The sequence below is a fragment of the Neorhizobium sp. JUb45 genome, assembly GCF_004343585.1.
GTDB lineage: Bacteria > Pseudomonadota > Alphaproteobacteria > Rhizobiales > Rhizobiaceae > Neorhizobium.
Genome location: NZ_SLYW01000008.1, coordinates 165,777 through 177,877, shown reverse-complemented (window position 1 = coordinate 177,877; position 12,101 = coordinate 165,777). Strand labels below are relative to the sequence as shown.

Below are 12,101 nucleotides of genomic sequence, written 5' to 3'. Positions count from 1 at the left end.
ATATAAAGTCTCGATATTCGTCATTACCATGGCTTCATTCCTTTTGACATGGAGAAGCATATGTCCACGATATTGATCACCGGTTGCTCGTCTGGTTTCGGTCTTGAGACGGCAAAACTCTTTCTTGAGCGGGGCTGGGACGTGATCGCGACGATGCGCAAGCCCGATACGGGCCTGCTGCCGGTGTCCGAACGTCTGCGCATTCTTGCGCTCGACGTCACCGATCCGGCAAGCATTTCGCAGGCGGTGGAAGATGCCGGGCCAATCGACGTTCTTGTCAACAATGCCGGTTTCGGAGCGCCATCGCCGGTGGAACTGACAGCACCGGAAACGGTGCAGGCGCTGTTCCAGACAAACACGATCGGAACATTGGCGATGGTTCAGGCGGTGCTGCCGCAGATGCGCCAGCGCCGGGCAGGTGTCATCATCAACGTGACCTCCACGGTGACGGTAAAGCCGTTGCCGGTAATCGGTGTCTATCGGGCAAGCAAGGCAGCCGTGAACGCTTTTACGGAATCGCTCGCAATTGAAATGGAGCCTTTTGGCGTCCGGGTGCATATCGTCCTGCCGGGCCGTTCGCCGGAAACCAGTTTCGGAGCGAACGCACGCCCTCACCTGCGCGGGATGGACAATGCGGATTATGCACCGATGCTTCAGCAATTCGTGAAAACCGTGCAGGACGATACCGGTCCCGTGACCTATGCACCCGATGTGGCGGAAGCAGTCTGGCGGGCAGCGACCGATCCGTCTGCCCCGCTGCATATTCCGGGCGGTGCGGATGCGGAATTCTGGATGGCCGAGGCGGGCATGTAAGTTTTAAGGCGGCAACGGTTCAGGTTGCCGCCGTTCCTTCAGCGAAGATGCGTGACATCAAGCCGTTTGCGCCTGCGCCTTCATGAACCGTACCGTGGCAAACCACAGAACCACGCCGATAGCCAACAGCACGGCGGCAATCGTGTACTGCACCGGATCGCGGCCGGTCCATGGGCCGACGAGGAACAGGCAACTGGCCGCACCGATCACCGGCAGAAAGGTCGGTGTACGAAAATGCTTGTGGCCGACCGTGTCCTTGCGCAACACCAGCACCGCGACATTGACGATGGCAAAGACAGCGAGCAGCAGCAGCGCCGTAGTGCCGCCGAGCGCCGGCACGCCACCGGCAAAGGCAATCAGGCCGACGGCCAGCAGCGTAGTGAAGACGATGGCAATATAGGGCGTGCGGCGCGTTTTGTGGACTTTTCCGAGCGCCGCCGGCAGCACGCCTTCGCGGCTCATGCCGTAGATCAGGCGGCTCGCCATCATCATGTTGATCAGCGCCGAATTGGCGACGGCGAACATGGTGATGACACCGAAAATGCTGATCGGGAAATTGGGTGCGCCGGCCTGAATGACCTTCAGCAGCGGCGTTTCACCTTCACCGAGATCGGCGGCAGAGACCAGCGTGATCGCCGAGATGGCGACGAGGATGTAGATGACGCCGGTGATGACGAGACCGCCGAGCAGCACTTTTGGAAAAATCCGGCTCGGCTGTTTGCATTCCTCGGCCATGTTGACCGAATCCTCGAAGCCGACCATGGCGAAAAAAGCAAGCGTGGTGGCGGCAACCACCGACCAGATGACGCCATGGTCACCGGCAGGCTCAAAGGTCCAGACGCGGGAAACATCGCCCTGGCCATTGCCGATCGCCCAGAAACCGATGCCGATGATGATGAACAGGCCGGTGAGTTCGACCACAGTGAGCACCACATTCATCTTCACGCTTTCGCCGACGCCACGGAAATTGACGAGCGCAATGGCGGCAATGAAGAAGAGTGCCACACCGGTGACGCCATAGGCCCCGAAATCGAACCCGGTGGCGGCCGTGAAATTGGAGGCAAAAGCGCGTGAGGCTGTCGAGGCCGAGGTGATACCGGACGACATAACGGCGAAGGCGACGATAAAGGTGAGAAAGTGCACCCCGAAAGCCTTGTGGGTGTAAAGCGCGGCACCCGCCGCCTGCGGGTATTTGGTGACAAGCTCAAGATAGCTGCAGGCGGTGACCAGTGCCACGGCAAAGGCGATGAGGAATGGCAGCCAGACGACACCACCGACTTCTGCCGCCACCTGACCGGTCAGCGCATAGATGCCGGTGCCTAAAATATCGCCGACGATGAAGAGAAGCAGCAGGCCGGGGCCGATCATGCGGTTGAGTTCGGTTTTCGGCTCTGCCGAATCATCCGGCTTGGTCACAGGCGTGGTCATCTCGGGCGTCCTCCCTCAGCGTCGATCACGCTCAACGCCAATCACGGACTGTTGTTCCCGATTGCGGAAAAGCAATTTCGGATAGGCAAGCATTTGAAAGGATTGATGCTTGCCTTAGAGGTCGACGGATGACGGTGCCTTGAGGCTAATTCACGCGTTCCGCCAGAAGCCCGCGCAATATCCGGCCCGTTTCCTTGGCGCCATCCATGCGGATATCGACCGTGGACGGTGGCGGCAGTTTCAATGCCTCGGTTATCGCCGCCGACATGCTTTCCTTCGACAGGGACGCTTCTTCCACCACCGCGGCCAGTCCCATGGCCTTCAGCTTTTCGGCGCGCTCGGTCTGTTCCGTTTCGCCACCGGTGGCAAAGGGCACCAGAAGCAGGCGGCAGGAGGTTTGCAGCAGATCGCCGACCGTGTTGTAGCCGGCCTGCGAGATGGAGAGCGTGGCGGCCGCCAGCAGGTTCGGGAAATCCGGGCGAAACCGGAACAAGCTGATATTGTCGGGCGTGCCGACGGCCAGCCGGTCGAAATCCGCCTGCGGCAGGTTGGGGCCGGTGATGACGCACCATTTCAGCGCCGCATCGAAATCGGCAGATGCCGCGACCGCCGCCTCCATCAAGGCCGCGCCGACCACGCCGCCACCGGCGGAGACGACGATATCATAGCGCTCCGGCGAGGGATTTGGCGCCGGCGGGGCGACCATGCCGGTATAGATGACACGCTCGGAGATCCGGTCGGCCAGCGGAAACGTATCTTCGATGCGGGCAAAAGCGGGATCGCCGTGCACCAGAACATGGTCGAAATGGTTTTGCACCAGGTCGACGGTTTCCTGATCGCGGCCGGGCTTGCGGTTTTCCTGCAAAATGTCACGCACGGAGGCACAGACGATCGGACGCGGTTCCGTGGCCGCGATGGCATCCAGCAGCGGCAGAAGCTCGAAACGCACCTGACGACGACCGAAGGGAAAGGCCTCGGTGATGACCACATCCGGCTTCACACGATGAAAGGCATCCAGCAGCAGTCTGGTGCGTGCTTCCTCAAAAACCTTGTCGACCGGCGTGCCATCCGCCTGCGCCAGGCCGGCGAATTCCACGCCTGTGGCGACCGGCGGCAGTTCGATATGCTCGATGCCCGGTCCCGGAAAACCCTTGACCGGCAGACCGCCTGTCACCAGCGTCACGGCAAAACCACCCTCCACCAGCGCTGCAGCGACGCGGCTGGCGCGAGCGAGATGGCCGATGCCGAGCAGATGCTGGACATAAAAGAAAACGCGCGGCTGCCGGCTTTCATTGGTGGACATGTCAGGCCTTTCCGCGATGGGCGGCAAACAGTGTTTCCAGCTGGCGGATGCTGGCGCGATGATCGAATTCGTGGCGGACGCGCTGTTCGGCGGCGTCCCCCAGACGCTGGCGCAGCGCCGGATCGCGGATCATGCGTTCCAGTGCCACAGCCAAAGCCTTCGCATCGTCCGGCGGCACCAGCAGGCCGTTTTCGTCATTAATGAAAAGTTCGGAAATGCCGGCCTGGGCGGTTGCCACGCAGGCCATGCGCTGGCTGGCGGCTTCGACCAGCACATTCGGCAGGCCGTCGCGATCACCGTCATCGGTAATGCGCGAGGCGAGCGCAAAGACGTCGCTGTTGCGATCATGTTCCAGCACTTCCACCTGCGCCAGAGCGCCAAACCACTCGATGCGATCGGTGATACCGAGTTGTTCAGCCTGCGCTTTCAACGCCGAAAGCTGCTCGCCGCCACCGATATGGCGGAACCGCCAGTGCAGATCCTTTGGCAGAAGCGACAGAGCCTGAAGCAGGGTGTCGTAACCCTTCTTTTTGACCGCGCGACCGACGGAGAGAATGATGGCCGGATCGTCTGCCGAAGAACCGTCGCGGACATTCCGCTTGTCGGCAAAGACCGGGAAACGGTCGAGATCGAGGCCGTGATAACTGAGGTTGACGACATCACCACGACCGGCAAGTTCAGTCAGATGATCGAACCCGGCGCGGGTGCAGGTGATGGCCCAGCTTGCCTGTCTGAGCTTGCCCTGCAGATCCCAGGCGGGCGATGTCCAGATATCCTTGGCATGCGCCGAGACCGACCATGGGATGTTGGCAATAAGGCCTGCATAGCCGCCAACGGAGGCCGGTGTGTGGATGAAATGCACATAAAGCCAGTCCGCGTCCTGCGGCCATTCGGCCACCAGCACGGCAGCCTGTCCGAAACGGCGAAAACGGTTGCGCGAAAAATCGCGGCCGAGGTCCGACAGGAACTGGCGAAATGCCTTGCCGAAACCCGGCTTGCGCGCTGCCTTCACGAGCGAGCACAACACCCGCAGCGGCTCCTCATGCAGATATTCCGGCAGGTATTTGACCGGCGCGCGGATTTCGTCATGGATGGGGTGGCGTTTTTTGTCGGTGGGCCGGCGCATGGAAAACAGTTCGAGCGTCAGCCCGGCCCGTTCTAGCCCAAGAAGCTCCTGCGCGATGAACGTTTCCGAAAGGCGCGGATAGCCCTTCAGGAGGACAACGATCTTCTTCTTTTCCAACATGGGAAGGATCAGCCCTGCACGACCGACAGATGGTCGCCGTCCCTGTGGTTCATCCACTCGCCGACCATGGATGAGATATGGGCAAGCCCCTCAAGCCTCAGGCTCGGATCGCCTGCAGAAGGTGCCGGCTGGGTGAGCAGGGTGCGCAATGCCTGCGCCATGCGCTTGGGATCGGCGGATTCCTCCGGCAGAAGCATGGTGACAAGCCCGAGTTCGGTGGCACGCTTTGCGCGGATGAGCTGTTCTTCGCGCGGCTGTGTGCGCGGCACGATCAGCGCCGGTTTGTCGAAGGAGAGGATTTCGCAATAGGTGTTGTAGCCGCCCATGGCGACGACCGCCTTGGCATTGGCAACGAGATCTTCCATGCGGTTGTCGAACTCGATCACTTCCAGTGGACCGACACGCGAAGCGGCCTCCTGCAGGCGATGGCGTTGTTCGGCCGGCATATAGGGACCAAGCACGATCAGCGCCTTCTGCGTGAAAGTCGGATCAGCTTCGTAACCGGCAATCACTTCCTGCACGAGATCGGCGCCATCGCCGCCGCCGCCGGTGGTGACGAGAATATAGTCGCCCTTCTGGCGGTGATCCGACTGCACGCCTTCACCGACGGCACGCTGCAGAAAACCGACGAAACTCATCTTGGAGCGCACGTTCTGCGGCGCATCGAGGCCAACCAGCGGATCATAAAACTCCGGCGGACCATAAACCCAGATATCATCATAATACTGGCCGATCTTGCGCATCACGTCGTTGCGCTGCCATTCCTTGTCGAGAAGGTGCGGCGCATCCATGACTTCGCGCAGGCCGAGAACCAGCTTGGTGCCGCGGGTCTTCAGATAGGCCAGCGTATCCTCGACTTCGCCGCGCAGGCCAAGCGGCTCCTTGTCGATGATGAAGATGTCGGGGTCGAAGGTTTCGGCAGTATGCCGGATGATCGACTGGCGCATCTTCAGGGTTTCCTGAAGATCGATATGCTGATCCATCGACGTGTATTCGCCGTTGCGCAGCTTGATGACCGACGGGATTTTGACGAAATCGACGCGGGCGCGATAGTCGAAGGCGCCGGCAATGGTGGCGCCGGAAATGATCAGTACGTTGAGACCACGATAATCCTCGACCAGCGAATGGGCGATGGCGCGACAGCGGCGCAGGTGGCCGAGTCCAAACGTGTCATGGCTGTACATGAGGATGCGAGCGTTATCGAGACGGCGCGTCATGTGGGTCTTTCGTTTCAGATTATACGAATGCGATGCGTGTCACTTGTAGGGATCGGCCGCGTCGCGCAAGCCGTCTCCCAGAAAGTTGAATGCCAGGATGACCACAATGACCGGGATGACCGGAAACAGAAGCCAGGGATAGAGGGCAATCACGTTAACCGTGCGCGCTTCCGTGAGCAAGACACCCCAGCTCGTGATCGGTGCCCGCAGACCGAGACCGAGGAAGCTGAGCGTCGTTTCGCCAAGGATCATGCCGGGAATGGCGAGCGTGGCGCTGGCGATCAGATGCGACATGAAACCGGGCACCAGATGGCGGCCGATGATACGGGTCTTGCTGGCCCCCATCAGCTGCGCGGCAAGGACATAATCCTCCTCCCGCAGCGAAAACAGTTTGGAACGCACGGCACGCGCCAGCCCCGTCCAGTCGAGCATGCCGAGGATGAAGGTGATGCCGAGATAGATGATCAACGGGCTCCATGTCACCGGCATGATGGCGGCCAAAGCCAGCCACAACGGAATGCTGGGAATGGACTGCAACACCTCGATGATGCGCTGGACGATCAGATCGAACACGCCACCGCGATAACCCGCAAGGCCACCGATCACAATGCCGAGAACAAAGCTGGTGGTGATGCCGAGAAGGCCGATCGTCAGCGATATGCGGGCACCATACAGAATGCGCGACATGACATCCCGCCCGAGCCGATCCGTGCCGAGCAGGAAGAAATCACCACCTTCAGCCGGGCAAACCAGATGGCGATCGGTTTCGACCAGCCCCCAGAAACGATAGGCATCGCCATGACAGAAGAAGCGCAGCGGCTGCACGATATTGGTATCGGTATAAACCCTTCGCAACGTCGTCATGTCGAGCTGCATGTGCTGCTTGTAGACAAACGGCCCGACGAATTCGCCGTCATGAAAAAGATGCACCGATTGCGGTGGTGAATAGATGCTGTCGATGTTGCGCGTGTGCAGGTTATAGGGCGCCAGAAACTCGACGATGATGATCGACAGATAGGCGACAGCCAACAGGATGCCGGAGATCAGCGCCAGCCGATGGCGCTTGAACCGCCACCACATCAGCTTCAGCTGCGATGCTTCCGTATAGGCGCTGGAGGCGGCGGCCGCTTCTGTCGCGTAGGGGTCGAAAGGTGCGGTCGAAACATAATGGGCGAGCGGCTGGCCGCTTTCGGGAAGGGTCGGTTTCACTTGGTGGCCCCTCCTTTCAGGCGAATACGCGGATCAAACAGTGCCAGCGCAATATCCGACACCAGCACGCCGATGACTGTCAGGAAAGCAAGGAACATCAGGAAGGAGCCGGCCAGATACATGTCCTGGCTCTGCAATGCCTTGATCAGCATCGGGCCGGTGGTTTCCAGCGACAGCACCACGGCGGTGATTTCCGCACCCGAAATGATCGACGGCAGGATCGAGCCGATATCCGAGATGAAGAAATTGAGCGACATGCGCAATGGATATTTGACCAGAACCTTGAGCGGATGCAGGCCCTTGGCCCGCGCCGTCATGACATACTGCTTCTGCAACTCATCGAGAAGGTTTGCACGCAGGCGCCGAACCATCGAGGCCGTGCCGGCCGTGCCGATGATGATGACCGGGATCCACAGGTGCTCGAGGATCGACCAGAACTTGTCCCAGCTCATCGGCTGGTTGAGATATTTCTGGTCCATCAGATGGCCGATCGTCGTGCCGAACCAGATATTGGCGAAATACATCAGGATCAGCGCGAAGATGAAATTCGGCACGGCAATGCCGATCAGCCCGAACAGCGTCAGGCCGTAATCACCCCAGCTATATTGGCGCGTGGCCGAATAGACACCGATCGGAAAGGCGATGATCCAGGTGAGCGCGATGGTGACGAAAGACACCAAAATAGTGAGCCATAGACGATCGCCGACCACCTCGTTGACCGGCATGCGGTATTCGAAGGAATAACCGAAATCGCCGACCAGCATGCCGCCGACCCAGTTGAGGTACCTTATCGGCGCCGGCTTGTCGTAACCGTAGCGGGCCTTCAACTCCTCGATTTCCTGCAGATCGGCCTTTTCGCCGATGGCACGCATTTCCTCGACGTAACTTTCAAAATAATCGCCCGGTGGCAGCTCGATGATGGTGAAGACCAGAAGCGAGATCATCAGCAGCGTCGGGATCATCACGAGGATGCGCCAGAGAATGTACCGTAGCATCAGGCGCTCTCCCCGAACCAGAACGTGTCCGGCATGTAGACGCCGAGATAGGAATAGGGATCGAAACAGAACAGACCGCGCGACGGCATGTTGCGCAGGCGCGACGAACTCACCACCGGCTGCAGCGCCGCATTGACGATGCCGATGGTGAAGACCTGATCGGTGTAGATCGACAGCATTTCATGCCAGATCTTTTCACGCTCGGCCGTTTCGCCGCTACGTCTCCAGTCGGCCAGAAGATCGAGCAGTTTCAATGGTTCCGGCATATCGGGCGGACGGCCATCGCTGCCGCCGGACAGATAATGCAGACCCCAGTTTGCCCATTGCAGCTGGTCATCAGAGGTCGGCGCAAGTTCCTTCGGCGACATGTCGGCCGTCGGCACGCCATTGTCGATACCCGGCCAGACGCACATGATCGTTTCGCCGCCACGGATGCGGCTGCGGAACAATTCGCGGCTCGAGGCGCGGACATGGATGGCGATGCCGACCTTGTACCAGTGATCGGCAACCAGTTCGAGCACATCGCTTTCGAAGGAATCCTCGCCCGCCGTCTCGATGACGATCTGCGCGATGCGGCCATCCGAAAGCAGCCGAAACCCTTTTTCGTTGCGGCGCGCGAGACCTGCCTCATCCAGAAGCCGGTTTGCCTCATGCGGATCATGCGCAATATAGGCTTCGGCATATTCCTTCCGGTAGAGGCGGCTTTCCGGCAGGATCGTATTCGCGCTCTCCTTGGCTATACCGTAGAAAGACGCCTTGTTAATCTCGCTGCGATCGATGGCCAGCGAGAGTGCCCGCCGCACGCGGACATCCCGGAACAGGCCGCGCCAGATATCATCCTTGCAGGTGAGATTGGGCATCAGCGCGATGCGCGACCCTTGCGTGCGCTTCCACAGATTGACGTGTACCGGAAAGCGCTGCTCCGAGCTTTTCAGGAACGTGTAGTCGGCGAAATCGATATTGGCGAGCTGAAGCTCGCTCTCCCCCGAGCCCGCCTTGGCGGCAATCAGGCCGGGCGAACTGACATTAAGCACGAAGCGATCGATATAGGGCAGCTGCACGCCGTTTTCGTCGATGCGGTGAAAATGCGGGTTACGCTCGAAAATGAACTGCTGTGCGGGGGGAGCAGTCCGGTTGCGCCAGGGGTCGAGCGTCGGCAGATCGGGATTTTCTGGCCGAACCGTACGGCCCTTGTTCTGATGCAGCGACGACCAGTCTTCGACGCGGTTCGCCTTGATCAGTTTCGCCAGCGTGCCCGCGTCCTGATATTTCGCATGGAACTGCTTCATATAGGCTGACGGCATCATCAGCCGCGTCGGAGAAGGCGCAGCCTGCTGTGCCAGAAAATCCGGATTGGGTGCATCCCACGAATACCGCACCGTCAGTTCATCGAGGATTTCGAAACGCGGCTCTGCACCATTGACGATCAATTCGGCCGGAATGCCGCCGCGATGCAGTTCCTTGTTATGGAACATGTCTTCCCAGACATAACGGAAATCCTCCGTCGTGAACGGGCTGCCATCCGACCAGCGATGACCTTCGCGCAGATGGAAGGTGAAGACCTGCGAGTGCTCGACCTCGTATTTTTCCAGAAGATCCGGCAGCGGATTGAGATGTTCGTCGTAACCGATCAGCCGCGCATAACCATTGATCGGCATCAGACGGATATCGCGCTGCCCACCGATCAGCATGCGCGCAGTGCCGCCACGTTTGCCAGGTTCGCGGCCGAGCGCTGCCAGATTGATCACGCGTGGCGTCATTGGAGGTCCGGGTGGAACCGTAGCGCCTTCAAGGTTCATGGCGGTTTCGGCAGCCTTTGCGAACGGCACGACAGCCGAAGAGGCAAGAAGCGAAAGCAGGAGGCGACGGGTGATCATGGCCGCAACTCCCTAGCATCGACACTGCGCCGGGCGAGAACGAGGTGGCCACCGCCGAGATCGGCATGCGCCAGACTTTCCGGCTGCTCCTCGTCATCGAAGGGCGCGTCCCATTTCGGGCGTTTCAGCGCACTGCCGACAGTTGCATAATCGAGCGGGCGATCGAGATCGGGATAAGGCACGGCCGCCAGCAGTTTTCGCGTATAGGGATGAACCGGCGAGCGCATGATGGCTTCGACGGGGCCGATCTCGACAATACGGCCGGCATACATGACGGCAACCCGATCAGCCATGTAGTTCACCACCGCGAGATTGTGCGAGATGAACAGGTAGGTGAGGCCGAGTTCCTTCTTCAGATCCTTCAGGAGATTGAGGATCTGCGCCTGGATCGATACGTCGAGTGCCGAGACAGGTTCGTCGCAGATCAGCAGCTCGGGTCCTAGCGCGAGCGCGCGGGCAATGCCGATACGCTGGCGCTGACCGCCTGAAAAGCTGTGCGGGTAACGGCTGAGCGCGCTGCGATCGAGACCGATGGCGCTGGTGAGCGCCTCGACGATACGGGTGCGCTTTTCGGCATCGCCCTTTTCGTGGATCTGCAGTGGTTCGGCGATGATGTTGCGCACCGTCATGCGCGGCGACAACGACGAGACCGGATCCTGGAACACCATCTGCACCTTTCGGCGCAGTGCCCGCAGCTCCTGCCCATGGGCATGAAGCACATCGACGGGACCATCGGCACCGTTGAACGTCACGGAACCGGCATCCGCCGTCAGTCCGCGCATCAGGATCTTGCTGAGCGTGGTCTTGCCACAACCGCTTTCGCCGACGAGACCAAGGCTCTCACCGCGCAAAATGTCAAAACTGACGTCGTTGACGGCCAAAGTCTTTTCCGGCGTGCCAAGGCCAAAGAAACCGGAACGGCGGGCGGTAAAAGACTTGCTGATATTGCGGACGGAGAGAAGGACATCGGAGCGCGGATGCACCGAAGCCGGCTCCGCTGCCGCTTTCTTTTTCGCGAGCATACGGCCGCCATCGACATCGATATCGCGCAACGGCTTGAGACGTTCGCCCGGCTGCATATCGAAATGCGGAACGGCTGCCATCAGGCCCTTGAGATAGGGATGTTTTGGTCCGCGGAAAATATCGGCAACCGGACCGGCTTCCATCACCTCGCCGCGATAGACGACCACCACCTCGTCGGCAAGATTGGCGACCACTCCGAGATCATGGGTGATCAACAGCATCGCCATGTCGAAGCGCGATTGAAGGTCTTTCAAAAGCTTGAGGATCTGCGCCTGGATGGTGACGTCGAGCGCGGTGGTCGGCTCATCGGCAATCAGGAGTGCCGGGCGACAGATCAGTGCCATGGCGATCATCGCACGCTGGCGCATGCCGCCCGAAAGTTCGAACGGGTACATGCCAAAAACCTTGTTCGGCTTGGAAAAGCCGACCAGCCCCAGCATCTCGATCACCCGTTCGTGCCGTTCCGCCGGCGACAGGATCGTGTGGGTCTTCAGCGCTTCCTCGATCTGGTTACCGATCGTGTGCAGCGGTGAAAACGACACCATCGGTTCCTGAAAGATCATGCCGATGCGATTGCCGCGGATGGAGCGGATCTTTCGCCCGTCATGCGGAAGAGCGAGAAGATCGATCGGGCCTTCGCTGCTGGCCGGGTCATTGAAAAAAACACGCCCGCCGATCTGCGCCGAGGCGGATTCGATATCCATGATCGTGCGGCCGAAAACGGACTTTCCGGAGCCGGATTCGCCCACCAGTGCCGTGACCTTGCCGGGAGAAATGCGCAGGCTGAAATTGCGGATCGCCTCGATGCGCCCACCGTAGAACGGGAACGATACGCTCAAATCTTCGGCACGCAGCAAATCGTGGCGTTCGGTCACTTCATTTCCCCGATGCCCTTCGTCATGGCGCAGTCAAAGCAGGCCAATTTCTGGACAATTCTGACGCAGCGTATAGCACGCCGCCTCCCTCTGTCCATGTGACAGAAATCGCAAA

Annotated in this window: 9 protein-coding genes; 1 reads left to right on the top strand and 8 read right to left on the bottom strand. The window is 59.9% G+C overall.

All coding sequences use genetic code 11. The annotated features are described in order from the left end of the window. The first annotated feature begins 60 nt into the window (after window positions 1-60). Window positions 61-813, top strand: a complete 753-nt coding sequence (locus tag EDF70_RS24140; RefSeq protein WP_132278801.1) for an SDR family oxidoreductase — start codon at window positions 61-63, stop codon at window positions 811-813. Between the two features lie 57 nt (window positions 814-870). Here EDF70_RS24140 and EDF70_RS24135 read toward each other — a convergent pair whose 3' ends face one another. The 8 genes from EDF70_RS24135 to EDF70_RS24100 form a co-directional block, all read right to left on the bottom strand. Then, a complete protein-coding gene (locus tag EDF70_RS24135) occupies window positions 871-2,241 on the bottom strand; it encodes an APC family permease (RefSeq protein WP_132278798.1) in 1,371 nt (456 codons plus the stop codon). A gap of 145 nt (window positions 2,242-2,386) precedes the next feature. Then, window positions 2,387-3,544, bottom strand: a complete 1,158-nt coding sequence (locus tag EDF70_RS24130) for a glycosyltransferase (RefSeq protein WP_132278795.1) — start codon at window positions 3,542-3,544, stop codon at window positions 2,387-2,389. A 1-nt stretch (window position 3,545) separates the two neighbouring features. After that, window positions 3,546-4,790, bottom strand: a complete 1,245-nt coding sequence (locus EDF70_RS24125) for a glycosyltransferase (protein ID WP_132278792.1) — start codon at window positions 4,788-4,790, stop codon at window positions 3,546-3,548. Between the two features lie 8 nt (window positions 4,791-4,798). Next, complete coding sequence (locus tag EDF70_RS24120) at window positions 4,799-6,007, bottom strand: glycosyltransferase family protein (protein ID WP_132278789.1); 1,209 nt, start codon at window positions 6,005-6,007, stop codon at window positions 4,799-4,801. Between the two features lie 39 nt (window positions 6,008-6,046). Next, on the bottom strand, window positions 6,047-7,216 hold the full coding sequence (locus EDF70_RS24115; RefSeq protein WP_132278786.1) for an ABC transporter permease: 1,170 nt from the start codon (window positions 7,214-7,216) through the stop codon (window positions 6,047-6,049). Then, window positions 7,213-8,211, bottom strand: a complete 999-nt coding sequence (locus EDF70_RS24110) for an ABC transporter permease (RefSeq protein ID WP_132278783.1) — start codon at window positions 8,209-8,211, stop codon at window positions 7,213-7,215. The genes EDF70_RS24115 and EDF70_RS24110 overlap by 4 nt, the downstream gene beginning before the upstream one ends. Continuing rightward, window positions 8,211-10,088, bottom strand: a complete 1,878-nt coding sequence (locus tag EDF70_RS24105) for an ABC transporter substrate-binding protein (RefSeq protein WP_132278780.1) — start codon at window positions 10,086-10,088, stop codon at window positions 8,211-8,213. The genes EDF70_RS24110 and EDF70_RS24105 overlap by 1 nt, the downstream gene beginning before the upstream one ends. Then, window positions 10,085-11,986, bottom strand: coding sequence for an ABC transporter ATP-binding protein (locus EDF70_RS24100; RefSeq protein ID WP_132278777.1), 1,902 nt, complete (start codon window positions 11,984-11,986; stop codon window positions 10,085-10,087). Before EDF70_RS24100 ends, EDF70_RS24105 begins: the two co-directional genes overlap by 4 nt. Window positions 11,987-12,101: the final 115 nt, after the last annotated feature.